Source organism: Micromonospora sp. NPDC005298 (genome assembly GCF_040607375.1).
GTDB lineage: Bacteria > Actinomycetota > Actinomycetes > Mycobacteriales > Micromonosporaceae > Micromonospora.
In genome coordinates this window covers 781,841-796,425 of sequence record NZ_JBEXGP010000001.1, presented here as the reverse complement: position 1 = coordinate 796,425, position 14,585 = coordinate 781,841, and the positions used below count along the sequence as shown (strand labels likewise).

Sequence of the window (14,585 nt, the reverse complement as noted above, 5' to 3'; positions counted from 1 at the left end):
AACCCGGATGAACCTGCTCGACGAGCTGCGTACCCATCGCCTACTGGCCATCGTGCGCGGCCCGGACCCGGCCGCCGCCCTGACCGCCGTGCTCACCGTGGCCGAGAGCGGCGTGGCGCTCGTCGAGGTCTCGCTGACCAGCGCCGACGCCCTCGGCATCATCCGACGCGCCCGGGCGGCCCTCGGGCCCGACTACGCCCTGGGCGCCGGCACCGTGCTCAGCGCCGAGGACGCGCGGGCGGCGGCCGACGCGGGCGCCGGATTCCTGGTCACCCCGGCGCTCGCGCCGAGCCTCGCCGAGGGTGGCCGGCTCGGGCTGCCGGTGCTCGCCGGCGCGCTCACCCCCACCGAGGTGGTGCAGGCCACCAGCGGGGGCGCCGCCGCCGTCAAGCTCTTCCCCGCCTCCCTCGGCGGCCCCGACTATCTCGGCGCGCTGCGCGACCCGTTCGCCGGTACCGCGTTCGTGCCGGTCGGCGGGGTCGACGCGGACGGCGCGCGCCGTTACCTGGACCGGGGAGCGGTCGCGGTCGGCGTCGGCTCCCCGCTGTTCGGCGACGCCGTGCGCGGCGGCGACCGGACGGCGCTGCGCGAACGCGCCGCGGCCTTCCTCGCGGCGGTCCGGCCGTGACCGACCTGCTCACCCTCGGCGAGACGATGGCGGCGTTCCGCACCACCGGGCCGCTGCGGCTGGGCGGTACCGCCGGGATCTCCGTCGCCGGGTCCGAGTCGACCGTTGCCATCGGTCTGGCCCGGCTCGGTCACCGGGCGGCCTGGGTCGGGGTCACCGGCGCGGACGAGCCCGGTGAGCTGGTCCGTCGTACGCTGCGGGCCGAGGGCGTCGACCTGACCTGGTCCCGGGTCGACCCGGCCGCGCCCACCGGGCTGATCCTCTTCGAGGCCCGGGTCGCCGACATCAACCGGGTCACCTACCACCGGGCCGGCTCCGCCGGCTGCCGGCTGCGCCCCGCCGACGTCACCCACGCCTTCGACGCGCTCGACACGCCACCCCGGCTGCTGCACGTCACAGGCATCACCTGCGCGCTCGGCGCCGAGCCGTACGCGGCGGTGGTGGAGGCCGTCCGGCGGGCCCGCGCGGCCGGCACCACCGTCTGCCTGGACGTCAACCACCGGCAGCGGCTCTGGTCGGTAGCCGAGGCGGCCGACGCGCTACGACCGCTGCTGCCCTCGATCGACCTGGTGGTCGGTTCCGACGACGAGCTGCCAGTGCTCACCGACGCCGCCGACCCGGTCGCGGCGTTGCTCGCCGCCGGGGTGAGCGAGGTCGTCGTCAAGCACGGCGCGGGCGGGGCGACCAGCCACAGCGCGGCCGGCGTGATCCACCGTCCAGCCCGGACGGTGCCCGTGGTGGATACCGTCGGCGCGGGCGACGCCTTCGTGGCCGGGCTGCTCTCCGGCTGGCTCGACGGAGCCGACGTCCCGGACCGGCTGGACCGGGCGGTCACCACCGGGGCGTTCGCGGTGGCCACCCGGGGCGACTGGGAGGGCCTACCGGACCGGGCGGAACTGGCGCTGCTCGACCACGAGCCAGGCGGTACGGTCCGCTGAGCCGACCGGCGCGGGCCGTCCACCGCCAATCGGAGATCCTTTGGAGGGACACCATGGAGCTGACCGAGCCGACCGTCTGGAGCAGCGACCGGTTGGAGCTGGGCGAAGGGCTGCGCTGGGTCGACGGCCGGCTGGTCCTGGTGGACCTGCTCGCCGGACGCCTGCTGGAGACCGACGGTGCCGCTCCCGGCCCGCTGCGGGAGCTGCGTCGCCTCGACGTCCCCCTCGGCGCCGTCGCGCCGCTGGCCGACCGGCCCGGCGGGTGGCTGGCCGCCGCCGGCACCGGCGTCACGGTGCTTCCCGCCGCCGGCGACCCCCGACCGGTCGCCGACCTCGTCGGTGACGCGCCCGAGCCGACCCGGATGAACGACGCCGTCGCCGACCCGCGCGGCCGCTTCTGGGCCGGCAGCATGACGTACGCGGCCGTGCCCGGCGAGGGCACGCTGTACCGGCTCACCCCCGGCACCGCCCCGGTGCCGGCGGTAACCGGGCTGACCATCCCGAACGGGCCGGCGTTCGACGCCACCGGCACCACCATGTACCTGGCCGACACACCGCGCGGCGAGATCGACCGGTTCACCGTCGACCCCGCCACCGGGGACCTGCACGGGCGGGAACCGTTCGTGCGGCTGTCACCGACCGACGGCGGCCCCGACGGGATGACCGTCGACGCGGCGGGGCACCTGTGGGTCGCGCTGTGGGGCGGCTCCGCGGTACGCCGCTACCGGCCCGACGGCACCCTCGACCGGGAGATCCGGCTACCGGCGACCCAGCCGGCCGGCATCTGCCTGGGCGGCCCCGGCCTGCGCCGCCTCTTCGTGGGCACCGCCCGTGTCGGACTGGCCACCCCCGGGCCGGCGGACGGCGCGCTGCTCGCCGTGGACGTCGAGGTTCCCGGCCTGCCCGCCGCGTACGCCGCCGCGCCCGGGGCGGACTGACCGGAGGCATATCGGACGCCCGGGCGGGAATAGTGCCCCGCAAGCTGCGGCAGCCGACCGGCAGGGGGCGGGACGATGAGCACCGTGGGACGGGCGTCATGAACGGGCCGGTCGGCGACGAGCCGCTCGGCGAGCTGGAGCTGGTGCACACGTTCACCGGCCCGATGCCGACCGGGGTGAGCGTCTCGCACTCCGGTCGGATCTTCGTCAACTTCCCCAAGTGGGGCGACGAGGTGCCGGCCACGGTCGTCGAACTGCGCGACGGCCGGGAGGTGCCGTACCCCGACGAGGCGTGGAACGACCCGTCGGGTGACGACGACGCGGGCGCGTTCGTGTCGGTGCAGAGCATCGTTGTCGACCCGGCGGACCGCCTCTGGGTGCTGGACACCGGCAGCCCGATGTTCCAGCCGACGAAGCCGGGCGGCCCGAAGCTGGTCCGGGTCGACCTGGACACCGACACGGTGGCCCAGGTGATCACCTTCCCGGCGGACGTGGCGCTGCCGACGACGTACCTCAACGACGTCCGCTTCGACCTGCGGCGCGGCGAGTCGGGCGTCGCGTACATCACCGACTCGGCGACCGCCGGGCCGAACGGGATCATCGTGGTGGACCTGGCCAGCGGGGCTTCCTGGCGGCGGCTGCACGACCACCCGTCGACCAAGGCGGAGCCGCTGACGTCGTTCCGCCCGGTGGTCGAGGGCCGACCGTTCCTCGAACGGCCGGCGGACGGGCCACCGAAGCCGGTGGCGATGGGCTCGGACGGCATCGCCATCTCGGCCGACGGCACCCGGCTGTACTACTGCCCGTTGGCGTCCCGACGCTGGTACAGCGTGTCCACCGAGGCGCTGGCCGACCCGTCGGCAACCCAGGAGGCGGTCGCGGCGACGGTGGTCGACGAGGGCGACAAGGGCACCGCCTCGGACGGGTTGGAGAGCGACGACGCGGGGCGGCTCTACCTCACCTCGTACGAGCACAACGCGGTGCTGCGCCGGCTGCCGGACGGCGGGTACGAGACGCTGGTCCACGATCCGCGACTGCTCTGGCCGGACACCATGTCGGTGGCCACCGACGGGTACCTCTACGTCACCGCCAACCAACTGCACCGGCAGCCGCAGTACCAGCGGGGCCAGGACCTTCGGCGCAAGCCGTACGCGCTGTTCCGCACTCGCATCGACGCCGGCCCGGTGCTGCTGCGCGACCGGTAGGCATGGCCGGTCGGGCGGCGGGTAGCCCGTCGGGTGGCCGACTGGGCAGACATGTTCATCCCGGACACCCCGCTGCTGGAGATCGTGGTCCGGGGCAGCGTCATGTACCTCGCGCTGTTCACGCTGCTGCGGGTCATCCTCAAGCGGGAGAGCGGCACCACGGGCGTCACCGACCTGCTGGTGATCGTGCTGCTCGCGGACGCCGCACAGAACGGCATGTCCGGTGGCTACAACTCGATCACCGACGGCGTGCTGCTGGTCGGGGTGATCGTCGGTTGGTCGTACCTGCTGAACGCGATCGCCTACCGCTGGCAGGCCGCCGCCCGACTGATCCGGCCCGGGTCGCTGGTGCTGGTGCGCGACGGACGGATCCTGCGCCACAACATGCGCCGGGAGCTGATCACGAACGAGGAACTCCACACCCTGCTGCGCAAGCAGGGCATCGCCAACCTCGCGGACGTCCGCGAGGTGCGGATGGAGTCCGATGGCGGCTTCAGCGTCACCCGCACCTACGGCCGGTCGTCCGCCGACCCGGAAGCGCCGGGCCGCCCCGGTTGACGGCCCGGCGTCACGCTCACCGGGGCAGGGTACGGCCCAGCAGGTCGAACAGGGCGGCCCAGTGGCGTTCGGTGGCCTGCTCGTCGTACGCCGGGGTGTCGGACATGGTGTAGCCGTGGTGGGCGCCCGCGTACACCTCGGAGCGGTAGCGCACGCCCGCGGCGTCGAGCGCCTTCTCCAGCGTGGCGATCTGCTCGGGTGTCATCGACTGGTCGGCGTCGGCGTGGCCGAAGTACAGCTCGCCGGTGATCGAACCGACGCCCAGGTGCGGGCTGTCCGACGCGTCGGTGACGAGGTGCCCGCCGTGGAAGCTGGCGATTGCCGCGATGCGGTCCGGGTGCGCCTCGATGGCCCGCAGCGCGTTCGTGCCGCCCAGGCAGTAGCCGGTGATCGCCACCGGGCCCGGCCGCACGTCGTCGCGGGCGGCCAGGAAGTCCAGGTACGCGGCGGTGTCCCGGCTGATCACCTCGGGGGTCAGCGCCTGGGCCAGCGGCGCGATCTTCGCGAAGAGTGCTCCGCGCTGGTCCGCGTCACCGAGGCGGGACAGGTCGAACAGGGGTGCCCGGCCGGCCCGGTAGAACAGGTGCGGCGTCAGCACCAGGTAGCCCCGGGCGGCGATCCGCTCCGCCATCTCCACGAGGCGGGGTCGAGGTCCGAAGGCGTCCATGAAGAGCAGCACCGCCGGGAACGGCCCGTCGCCGTCCGGTCGGGTGAGGCACGCGTCCGCCACTCCGTCACTGGTCGGGATGTCCACAGTCGTCGTCTGCACCGAGCCTCCTCGTACGCCGATCTTGGTCCGTTCCGCACGTTACTCGCCGTGTCGGTCTGCCCGGCCGGCAGCCGTGTGAACGGGGCGTCAAGAATCGGCGGTGGACCGTCGAAACGGCGTATCGACGGGCTCCGGGCCGCCCCGCGGTGGTGACGATGGGTCCATGAGTCCTTGGCGGATGACACGCTGGGAGCGCGGGAACCCGCCACCCGGCGCCGACGCAGACAGCGGTCCGGCGGCGCCCGCCGCCACCGGCGGGGAGCCCGAACGCCGACACGAGGCGCTGGTCAGCGTCCGGCTCGGGCCGTCCGCGCCCGGCAGTCACCTGGTCGAGTACCTGCGGCACGAGCCGTGCGCCGTGGACGCGTGGTGGATCGCCGCCGACGTCGACGCCGTGGTGCGGCTCTCCGCCGACAGCATGACCGTGCTGCACCGCGCCGTGGCCGATCTGCGCCGCCGCGCGGGCGTGCAGGTGGTGACGGCGCACCACATCCTCCGCGCGCTCGACCTGACCTCGTCGCACGGCGACGCCCCGATGATGGCGACGCCCGCGGCATGAGCCAGGTGCCGATGACCGCCGCAGGTGCGGCGCGAGTGGAGAGGACCGACCCGACCATGGGCGAGGCACCGATGACCTACGCCGTTCCGGTGCGTGACCTGCCGGGAAGGCAGGTGCGGACGGTACGCACCGGACGGTCACCGCAGGGCCGGCGGGTGGGCATCGCCTTCACCCGACCGGAGCTGCTGGTCACCGCGATGGGCGCGGACCAGCAGTGGGAGGAGCTGTCCGAGTCCGCGTTGCGGGGCATGCTGCGCCCGCTCGGTATCGACGTCATCCAGGTCGACCCGCTGCTGGTGGCACCGCCGGTGGAGTCCGTCGACCGGCAGGCGCGGACGAACCGCAGCGCGTCGGCGATCACGTGGCCGTCGGTGTCCTCGGTACGGATCAGCACGCTCCCGTCGTTCCCCGCCGTGAACGGGTAGGTATTGGCCGCCGGGGTACGCGGGTGTCGACGGTCAGGGGCGGTAGCGGTAGCCCATTCCCGGCTCGGTGATGAGGTGCCGAGGGCGGGCCGGGTCGTCCTCCAGCTTGCGCCGCAGCTGGGCCAGGTACTGCCGCAGGTAGTTGGTCTCGTTCTGGTACTCCGGCCCCCACACGTCCTGGAGGAGCTGGCGCTGGCTGACCAGCTTGCCGGGGTGCCGCAGCAGTTTCTCCAGCACACTCCACTGGGTGGGGGTCAGCTTGACCTCGGCGCCGTCGTCGCGCAGCACCCGGTGGTCGGCCAGGTCGACGGTGTGCCGGCCGATCCGCAGTGCCGGCACCGCCTCGCTTGGCGCGCCGAGCCGGCGGGTGACGGCACGGATGCGGGCCAGCAGCTCCTCCACCCCGAACGGCTTGGTGACGTAGTCGTCCGCGCCGGCGTCGAGAGCCGCCACCTTGTCCTCGCTGCCGGCCCGGCCGGAGAGCACGATGATCGGCACCGTGGTCCAGCCGCGCAGGCCCCGGATCACCTCCACGCCGTCGATGTCGGGCAGGCCCAGGTCCAGCACCACCAGGTCGGGCGGGTGGCTGGCGGCGGCCTTCAACGCGGCGGCCCCGGTCGCGGCGACCTCCACGTCGTACCGGCGGGCACGCAGGTTGATCCGCAGGGCGCGCAGGATCTGCGGTTCGTCGTCGACGACCAGGATGCGCGTCATTCCCGCGGCCCCTCCGAACTGGTAAGCGCGGCAGCCGGCAGCCGCAGCACCATGGTGAGCCCACCACCGGGCGTCGTCTCCGGGGTGATGCTGCCACCCATCGCCTCGGCCAACCCCCGGGACAGGGCGAGCCCGAGACCGACTCCGGTCTGGTTGTCCCGGTCACCGAGTCGCTGGAACGGCAGGAACACGTGCTCCCACTGGTCCTCCGGGATACCCGGCCCCCGGTCGATCACCCGCAGCTCCACCTGGCCGGCGTGCGCGCTGGCGGTGATCGTGGGCGGCTGGTCCGGCGGGCTGTACCGCAGCGCGTTGGCCACGATGTTGACGAGCACCCGTTCCAGCAGGCCCGGGTCGGCGGTGGCCGCCGGCAGGTCGGCCGGGATGTCCGTCCCGACCGTCGCGGCCGCCGGACCAAGTTCGTCCAACGCCAGGGGTACGGCGTCCTCCAGGCCGATCGCGGTCGCCGAGATGCCCAGGACGCCCGCCTGGAGCCGGCTCATGTCCAGCAGGTTGCCGACCAGCCGGGCGAGCCGGTCCAGTGACTCCTCGGCGGTCTCCAGCAACTCCTCGCGGTCGGACTCGTCGAACTCGATGTCGTGGCTGCGCAGACTGGTCACCGCCGCCTTCGCCGACGCCAGCGGCGTACGCAGGTCGTGGCTGACCGCCGCGAGCAACGCGGTGCGCATCCGGTCCGCGGCGGCGAGGGGCCGGGCGGTGGCGGCCTCCTCGGCGAGCCGTTCCTGGCGCAGCGCGACGGCGGCCTGCGCGGCGAACGCCTCGACGATCCGCCGGTCGGCGGCCTCCAACCGTCGACCACTGAGCACGACGGTGATCCGGTCGTCGACGGGTACCGCCGTCTCGCCGCCGTCGGGTGTGCACGCCGGCTCGTCGCCGACGCTCGCCACGACGCACCAGGCATGTTCCTCGCGGGCCCGTTCGGGGCGCCCGCCGGCCTCCTCGGCCAGCTCCAGCACGCTCACCGCGCGCAGCCCGAACGTCTCCCGGAGCTGGTCCAGCAGGGCGGGCAGCGGCCGTTCGCCGCGCAGGACGCCACCGGCGACGGCAGCGAGGGTCTGCGCGTCGGCGGCGGCCCGCGCGGCCTCCCGGGTACGGCGGGCGGCCACGTCGACGATCCAGCTCACCGCCAGTGCGACACCGACGAAGACGGCCAGGGCGAGCAGGTTGTCCGCCTCGGCGATGGTCAGCGTCCGGTACGGCGGGGTGAAGAACCAGTTCAGCAGCAGCGAACCGCCGAGCGCGGCGACCAGGGCCGGCCACACCCCGCCGACCAGCGCGACCCCGACGACCCCGGCGAGGAACAGCAGGATGTCGTTGGTGAGCGTCAGGTCGGGCAGGGTCCTGAGCAGCAGGGTGAGCAGCGGCATGCCCAGTACCGCGAGGCCGAAGCCGAGCAGCCGCCGACGCCGGGACAGCGCAGCCGGCACGGCCGCCGCCCGACGGCCCTTGCCGGCCTGCTTGTGGGTGACCAGGTGCACGTCGATCGACCCGGACAGCGCGGTGGTGGTCACCCCGACCCCCCGGGCGAAGATCTGCGCGAGGCGGCCCCGCCGGCTGGCGCCGAGCACGAGCTGGGTGGCGTTCACGCCCTGGGCGAAGTCCAGCAGCGCGGCGGGCACGTCGGTGCCGAGCACCTGGTGGTACGTGCCACCGAGGCTCTCCACCAGCACCCGCTGCCGGGCGAGCTGGGCCGGGTCGGCGCCGGCCAGGCCGTCGCTGCGGGCCACGTGCACGGCGAGCAGGTCGGCGCCCTTGCTGCGGGCCGCGACCCGGGCGGCACGGCGGATCAGCGTCTCGCCCTCCGGGCCACCGGTCAGCGCCACGACGACCCGTTCCCGGGCCTCCCAGGTGGCGGCGATGCCCTGCTGGCTGCGGTACACCTCGAGCTGCTCGTCGACCTTGTCGGCCAGCCAGAGCAGGGCCAGTTCCCGCAGCGCGGTGAGGTTGCCGACCCGGAAGTAGTTGCCCAACGCGGCGTCGATCTTGTCGGGTCGGTAGATGTTGCCGTGCGCCATCCGCCGGCGCAGCGCCTCCGGCGTCATGTCGACAAGCTCGACCTGCTCGGCGGCGCGGACGATCTCGTCCGGCACGGTCTCCCGCTGGGTGGTCCCGGTGATCTGCGCGACGACGTCGTTGACCGACTCCAGGTGCTGCACGTTGACCGTGGACAGGACGTCGATCCCCGCGTCGAGCAGTTCCTGGACGTCCTGCCACCGCTTGTCATGCCGGCAGCCGGGCACGTTCGTGTGCGCCAACTCGTCCACCACGGCGACCTCGGGCCGGCGGGCCAGCACCGCGTCCAGGTCCATCTCGGTGAACTCGACGCCCCGGTACTCCATTGCGCGCCGGGGCACCTGCTCCAGGTCGCCGAGCATCGCGGCGGTCTGCTGACGGCCGTGGGTCTCCACGAAACCGATCACCACGTCGGTGCCGCGCGCGGCCCGCCGCTGGGCCTCCTCCAACATGGCGTACGTCTTGCCGACGCCGGGGGCGGCCCCGAGATAGATGCGCAGTTCTCCACGTGGCACGGGGTCAATCCTCTCCGATCAGAAGGAAGGGCACCTTCCTATCGCCTGGGCGATAGGAAGGTGCCCTTCCTTACGCCGTCAGCGGGCGGGGAACTGCTTGTCGAGCGCGATGTTCAACTCCAGCACGTTCACGCCGGGCGCACCCATGAAGCCGAGCGCACGCCCGGTGGTGTGCTCGTCGACCAGCTTGCGGACCGCCGCCGGGTCCGCGCCGCGCTCGCGCGCGACCCGGTTCACCTGCAACTCGGCGTACGCCGGGCTGATCTGCGGGTCGAGACCGCTGCCGCTGGCGGTGACCGCGTCGGCGGGTACGGCCGGGTCGGCGGGCGCGTCGCCCCGGATCGGGGTGACCACCCCGCCGGCGGCCACGTAGTCCTCGCCCGGCCGGGCCAGCTCCACCGGCACCCCCTGGTACGACGCGACGAACGGGGTCGCCGGGGCGGCCTGGTTGACGCTGACCACCCGGGTGACCGGGCCGGTCAGACCGTCGGCGCGGAAGACGGCGAGCACCGCGCCCACCCCGTCGGCCGTGCAGTAGGGGCGCCGACCGTCGACGCCGTTCAGTTCGCCGACCTCTCTGCTGCGCCCGCAGACCTGGGTGAGCAGGCTCTCGCTGGACTCCTCCGGGTCGGTGGCGATGGTGTCGACGACGCTCTCCGGGCCCAGGTTGCTGGCCGAGGTGGACGTCGGGTCGTAGCCGTCGCCGGCGGCCGAGGGGCGGGACTGGAAGTAGCGGGGGATCGGGTTGCCGTCCGCGTCGGTGAAGGATTGGCCGATCAGGGAGCTGCCGACGGTCGTCCCGCCCGAGGTGATCAGCGAGCCGTCGGCCTTGTGGTTGAGGCCGGGCAGCTGTCCGAGCGCTACCAGGGCCAGCGGGTAGACCAGGCCGAGCAGGACCGTGAAGACGAGTACGGCGCGCAGCGCGGCGAGGTGTTGGGCGATCCAGGTGGGTAGGCGCATCACGAAATCCCCGGGATGAACTGGATGAGCAGGTCGATGATCTTGATCCCGATGAACGGCACGATGATGCCGCCCAGCCCGTACACCAGCAGGTTGCGGCTGAGCAGCTTCGACGCGGCTGCCGGCCGGTACCGCACGCCGCGCAGGGCGAGCGGGATCAGCGCGATGATCACCAGGGCGTTGAAGATGACGGCGGACAGGATCGCCGACTCCGGGCTGGCGAGCCGCATGATGTTCAGGGCGTCCAGGCTCGGGTAGAGGCCGGCGAACATGGCCGGGATGATCGCGAAGTACTTCGCGATGTCGTTGGAGATGCTGAACGTCGTCAGGGCACCGCGGGTGATCAGCAACTGCTTGCCGATCTCCACGATCTCGATCAGCTTGGTCGGGTCGGAGTCGAGGTCGACCATGTTGCCGGCCTCCTTGGCGGCCGACGTACCGGTGTTCATGGCCACCCCGACGTCGGCCTGGGCGAGCGCCGGCGCGTCGTTGGTGCCGTCACCGGTCATCGCGACCAGCCGGCCACCCTCCTGCTCCCGCTTGATCAGCGCGAGCTTGTCCTCCGGTGTCGCCTCGGCCAGGAAGTCGTCCACCCCGGCCTCGTCGGCGATGGCCTTCGCGGTACGCGGATTGTCGCCGGTGATCATCACGGTGCGGATGCCCATCCGGCGCATCTCGTCGAACCGCTCGCGCATGCCGGACTTGACGACGTCCTTGAGGTGGATGACGCCGAGCGCCCGGGCGGGCTCACCGTCGACGTGCTCGGCGACGACGAGCGGGGTGCCGCCGGTGCCGCTGATCGCGTCCACGATCTCGCCGACCTGCTCGGTCGGGTGGCCGCCGTTCTCCCGTACCCACTTCATCACCGCGGCGGCGGCGCCCTTGCGGACCCGGCGGGCCGTGCCCACCGCGCCGCCGTCCACGCTGGCGTCCGGGGTCAGGTCGACGCCGCTCATCCGGGTCTGCGCGGTGAACGGCACGAAGGTGGCGTGCGGCATCACGCCGGGCTCGCGTTCGCGCAGCCCGAACTCGTTCTTCGCCAGCACCACCACCGAACGTCCCTCCGGCGTCTCGTCGGCCAGGCTCGACAGCTGCGCGGCGTCGGCCACGGTCGCGGCGTCGATCCCCTCGACGGGTACGAACTCGGCGGCCTGCCGGTTGCCCAGCGTGATGGTGCCGGTCTTGTCCAGCAGCAGGGTGTTGACGTCGCCGGCCGCCTCGACGGCCCGGCCGCTCATGGCGAGGACGTTGCGCTGGACGAGGCGGTCCATTCCGGCGATGCCGATGGCGGACAGCAGCGCGCCGATGGTGGTCGGGATGAGGCAGACCAGCAGCGAGACCAGCACGACGCCGGTGACTCCGGAACCGGTGATCGCCCCACTGTCCGGCGCGGCCGCCTGGTACGCCTTGGAGAAGATCGCCAGCGGCTGGAGGGTGACCACGGCCAGCAGGAAGATGATGGTGAGCGCGGCGAGCAGGATGTTCAGCGCGATCTCGTTCGGCGTCTTCTGCCGGTTGGCCCCCTCGACCAGGGCGATCATCCGGTCGATGAAGCTCTCCCCCGGCTTCTGGGTGATCTTCACGACGATCCGGTCGGAGAGCACCTTCGTACCGCCGGTGACCGCGCTGCGGTCACCGCCGGATTCCCGGATGACCGGGGCCGACTCGCCGGTGATGGCCGACTCGTCGACGCTGGCGATGCCCTCCACGATGTCGCCGTCGCCGGGGATGATGCCGCCCGCCTCGACGAGCACGATGTCGCCCTGGCGCAGTTGCGGCGCGGGCACCGCCTCGTCGCGGTAGGTGTTGGCGCGGGCGCCGGGCTTCCAGTCGACAAGCCGGGTGGCGATGGTGTCCTGCTTGGCCTGGCGCAGTGCGGCGGCCTGGGCCTTGCCCCGACCCTCGGCGACCGCCTCGGCCAGGTTGGCGAAGACCACGGTCAGCCAGAGCCAGACGGTGATCGCCCAGGCGAACACCGACGGGTCGGTCACCGCCAGGACGGTGGTGAAGGCCGCTCCGACCTCCACGATCAGCATCACCGGGTTGCGCCACAGCGTGGTCGGGTTGAGCTTGCGCACCGCGTCCGGCAGGGACCGGATCAACTGCTTGGGGTCGAGCAGGCCTCCGCCGATCCGGTTGCCCTGGGTGGCGGGCGTACCGGGGAGTTGCTCTGTCGGGGCGGACGTGACGGACATGTCCTCGTTCCTCATGATGGTCAGAGCCCCTCTGCCAGCGGGCCGAGCGCGAGCGCGGGCAGGAAGGTCAGCGCGACGAGGACCACGGTGACGCCGACGACCATGCCGATGAACAGCGGTCGGTGGGTCGGCAGGGTGCCCTCGGACGCGGGGGTGGGTGCCTGGCGGGCCAGCGAGCCGGCCAGCGCGAGCACGAAGATGAGCGGCAGGAACCGGCCCAGCAGCATGCACAACCCCAACGCGGTGTCCCACCAGGTGGTGTTGACCGTGATGCCGCCGAAGGCGGAGCCGTTGTTGTTGCTGGCCGAGGTGAACGCGTACAGCACCTCGGAGAGGCCGTGCGGGCCGACGTTGAGCGCGGTGGAGTTGTTGCCGGTGGCGAACGCGGCAGCCGTGCCGACGAGCACCAGGATCGGCGTGATCAGGAAGTACAGCGAGGCGAACTTGATCTCCCGCGACCCGATCTTCTTGCCCAGGTACTCCGGGGTGCGGCCCACCATCAACCCGGCCACGAAGACCGTGATCACCGCGAGGATGAGCAGGCCGTACAGGCCGGAACCGGTGCCGCCCGGCGCGACCTCGCCGAGCATCATGTTGACCATGGTCATCATGCCGCCGAGCGAGGTGAACGAGTCGTGGAACGAGTTGACCGCACCGGTCGAGGTGAGCGTGGTGGCAGCGGCGAAGGTGGCCGAGTTCGACACGTCGAACCGCACCTCCTTGCCCTCCATGGCCGCGCCGACCGCCTGCGGCACGGTGCCGTGGCCGGCCAGCTCGAAGATGTTGGTGATGGCGACGCTGAGGAACGCGAGGATGCCCATCACCGCGGCGATGGCGTAGCCCTGCCGGTTCTGCCCGACCATCCGGCCGAACACCCGGGGCAGGCTGAACGGGATCAGCAGGATCAGGAAGATCTCCAGCCAGTTCGTCCAGGTGGTCGGGTTCTCGAAGGGGTGGGCGCTGTTGACGTTGCAGAAACCGCCACCGTTGGTCCCCAGCTCCTTGATCACTTCCTGGCTGGCGACCGGCCCGCCGGTGATGGTCTGGGTGCCGCCGGTCAGCGTGGTCACGTCGGTGCCGCCGGAGAGGTTCTGCACCGCCCCGCCGATCATCAGCGCGATGGCGCCGAGCACCGCGATGGGCAGCAGGATCCGCAGCACGATCCGGGTCAGGTCGACCCAGAAGTTGCCGAGCTGCCCGGTGCGGCTGCGGGCGAAGCCGCGTACAAGCGCGACAGCCACCGCGATGCCGACCGCCGCCGACACGAAGTTCTGCACGGCCAGGCCGGCCATCTGCACCAGGTGACCCATGGTCGACTCACCCGAGTACGACTGCCAGTTGGTGTTGGTCACGAACGACACGGCCGTGTTCCACGCGCCGTGCGGCACCACCGGGTCGAATCCCAGCGACAGCCACAGGTGGTTCTGCACCCGCTGGAACAGGTACAGGAACAGCAGCGAGATCGCGGAGAAGGCCAGCACGCTGCGGGCGTACACGCCCCAGGTCTGCTCGGCGGCCGGGTTGACCCCGACCAGCCGGAAGATCCCCCGCTCGACGCGCGACTGCCTCGTGCCGGACACCGCCCGGAACATGTGGTCGCCGAACGGCTTGTACACGGCCACCAGGGCCGCCACCAGCGTCAGCACGAAGATGACGCCCGCTGTTGTCATGGTCATCAGAAGCGCTCCGGGAACAACAGGGCGAACACCAGGAACGCGCCCAGGACGATCGCGAGCACCAGACCGACGGCGTTTACCGCGTTCACAGCTTCTCCACCGCCCGGACCACCAGGGCGAGCACTGCGAACAGCGCCACCGTCAGGACCACGAACACCACGTCAGACACGCTGACTCCTCTTACCGGAAAGGTTCGTCGCGACCGCCTTCCGGTCGCGCCGGGCAATCAAAGCCCCACCATCCGTCCGGCGGCAGGGGTCATAACGCGACCATGACGGCGGCGAACCTTTTCTTGACGTGGTTTTCACGCCTGCTCACTGAACAGGTGAAATGCGGCACAGACCGGTCTGCGCCGGGGCGGGGCCGGGTGTGCGCGCCCCCCTTTGCTCTGCACCCGCAGAGGCATCAGCTACCGGCCGTGAGCGTCGCCCCCGCGGGTGCAGAGCAAAGGACGCACGGGAGAGACCGCAC

General features: G+C 72.4%; 14 protein-coding genes. 7 read left to right on the top strand and 7 right to left on the bottom strand.

What is annotated here, in order from left to right; translation table 11 throughout:
- Positions 1-7: 7 nt before the first annotated feature.
- The 5 genes from ABZS77_RS03885 (at position 8) to ABZS77_RS03865 (ending at position 4,267) form a co-directional block, all read left to right on the top strand.
- Complete coding sequence (locus ABZS77_RS03885; protein WP_354816624.1) at positions 8-628, top strand: bifunctional 4-hydroxy-2-oxoglutarate aldolase/2-dehydro-3-deoxy-phosphogluconate aldolase; 621 nt, start codon at positions 8-10, stop codon at positions 626-628.
- Positions 625-1,566, top strand: coding sequence for a sugar kinase (locus ABZS77_RS03880; RefSeq protein WP_354816621.1), 942 nt, complete (start codon positions 625-627; stop codon positions 1,564-1,566). The genes ABZS77_RS03885 and ABZS77_RS03880 overlap by 4 nt, the downstream gene beginning before the upstream one ends.
- A gap of 53 nt (positions 1,567-1,619) precedes the next feature.
- The gene (locus tag ABZS77_RS03875) at positions 1,620-2,504 is read left to right on the top strand and encodes an SMP-30/gluconolactonase/LRE family protein (RefSeq protein WP_354816618.1); all 885 of its coding nucleotides are present in this window, start codon (positions 1,620-1,622) and stop codon (positions 2,502-2,504) included.
- 98 nt (positions 2,505-2,602) lie between these two features.
- Entirely contained in the window at positions 2,603-3,709 is a 1,107-nt protein-coding gene (locus tag ABZS77_RS03870; protein ID WP_354816615.1) for an L-dopachrome tautomerase-related protein, read from the top strand.
- Positions 3,710-3,742: 33 nt separating this feature from the next.
- A complete protein-coding gene (locus ABZS77_RS03865) occupies positions 3,743-4,267 on the top strand; it encodes a YetF domain-containing protein (protein ID WP_354816612.1) in 525 nt (174 codons plus the stop codon).
- 16 nt (positions 4,268-4,283) lie between these two features.
- Here the strand turns inward: ABZS77_RS03865 and ABZS77_RS03860 are convergent, their stop codons facing one another.
- Positions 4,284-5,036, bottom strand: a complete 753-nt coding sequence (locus ABZS77_RS03860; protein ID WP_354816609.1) for a dienelactone hydrolase family protein — start codon at positions 5,034-5,036, stop codon at positions 4,284-4,286.
- Between the two features lie 163 nt (positions 5,037-5,199).
- On the opposite strand from ABZS77_RS03860, the gene ABZS77_RS03855 reads away from it, so the two are divergent.
- Positions 5,200-5,595, top strand: a complete 396-nt coding sequence (locus ABZS77_RS03855; protein WP_354816606.1) for a hypothetical protein — start codon at positions 5,200-5,202, stop codon at positions 5,593-5,595.
- Between the two features lie 35 nt (positions 5,596-5,630).
- Entirely contained in the window at positions 5,631-6,020 is a 390-nt protein-coding gene (locus tag ABZS77_RS03850; RefSeq protein ID WP_354816603.1) for an SAV_915 family protein, read from the top strand.
- A gap of 33 nt (positions 6,021-6,053) precedes the next feature.
- Here the strand turns inward: ABZS77_RS03850 and ABZS77_RS03845 are convergent, their stop codons facing one another.
- The 6 genes from ABZS77_RS03845 to kdpF all read right to left on the bottom strand — a co-directional run bounded on the left by ABZS77_RS03845 (position 6,054) and on the right by kdpF (position 14,203).
- On the bottom strand, positions 6,054-6,734 hold the full coding sequence (locus ABZS77_RS03845) for a response regulator (RefSeq protein ID WP_354816600.1): 681 nt from the start codon (positions 6,732-6,734) through the stop codon (positions 6,054-6,056).
- Positions 6,731-9,283 (bottom strand): DUF4118 domain-containing protein, encoded by a 2,553-nt coding sequence (locus tag ABZS77_RS03840; protein ID WP_354816598.1) that lies wholly within the window; start codon positions 9,281-9,283, stop codon positions 6,731-6,733. Before ABZS77_RS03840 ends, ABZS77_RS03845 begins: the two co-directional genes overlap by 4 nt.
- A gap of 78 nt (positions 9,284-9,361) precedes the next feature.
- Entirely contained in the window at positions 9,362-10,243 is an 882-nt protein-coding gene (locus tag ABZS77_RS03835; RefSeq protein ID WP_354816596.1) for a potassium-transporting ATPase subunit C, read from the bottom strand.
- Positions 10,243-12,438, bottom strand: coding sequence for a potassium-transporting ATPase subunit KdpB (gene kdpB / locus ABZS77_RS03830; protein WP_354816593.1), 2,196 nt, complete (start codon positions 12,436-12,438; stop codon positions 10,243-10,245). The genes ABZS77_RS03835 and kdpB overlap by 1 nt, the downstream gene beginning before the upstream one ends.
- 20 nt (positions 12,439-12,458) lie before the next feature.
- Positions 12,459-14,114 (bottom strand): potassium-transporting ATPase subunit KdpA, encoded by a 1,656-nt coding sequence (gene kdpA / locus ABZS77_RS03825; RefSeq protein ID WP_354816590.1) that lies wholly within the window; start codon positions 14,112-14,114, stop codon positions 12,459-12,461.
- Positions 14,114-14,203: a K(+)-transporting ATPase subunit F gene (gene kdpF, locus ABZS77_RS03820; protein ID WP_036390805.1), complete on the bottom strand. Its 90-nt coding sequence runs from the start codon at positions 14,201-14,203 to the stop codon at positions 14,114-14,116. The genes kdpA and kdpF overlap by 1 nt, the downstream gene beginning before the upstream one ends.
- Positions 14,204-14,585 lie beyond the last annotated feature (382 nt).

Excerpts from the sequence above, each read along its gene's own strand:
- ABZS77_RS03885 (WP_354816624.1), top strand. The coding sequence starts at position 8 with ATGAACCTGCTCGACGAGCTGCGTACCCATCGCCTACTGGCCATCGTG.
- ABZS77_RS03875 (WP_354816618.1), top strand. The coding sequence starts at position 1,620 with ATGGAGCTGACCGAGCCGACCGTCTGGAGCAGCGACCGGTTGGAGCTG.
- ABZS77_RS03870 (WP_354816615.1), top strand. The coding sequence starts at position 2,603 with ATGAACGGGCCGGTCGGCGACGAGCCGCTCGGCGAGCTGGAGCTGGTG.
- ABZS77_RS03855 (WP_354816606.1), top strand. The coding sequence starts at position 5,200 with ATGAGTCCTTGGCGGATGACACGCTGGGAGCGCGGGAACCCGCCACCC.
- ABZS77_RS03845 (WP_354816600.1), bottom strand. The coding sequence starts at position 6,734 with ATGACGCGCATCCTGGTCGTCGACGACGAACCGCAGATCCTGCGCGCC.
- ABZS77_RS03835 (WP_354816596.1), bottom strand. The coding sequence starts at position 10,243 with ATGCGCCTACCCACCTGGATCGCCCAACACCTCGCCGCGCTGCGCGCC.
- kdpB (WP_354816593.1), bottom strand. The coding sequence starts at position 12,438 with ATGTCCGTCACGTCCGCCCCGACAGAGCAACTCCCCGGTACGCCCGCC.
- kdpA (WP_354816590.1), bottom strand. The coding sequence starts at position 14,114 with ATGACCATGACAACAGCGGGCGTCATCTTCGTGCTGACGCTGGTGGCG.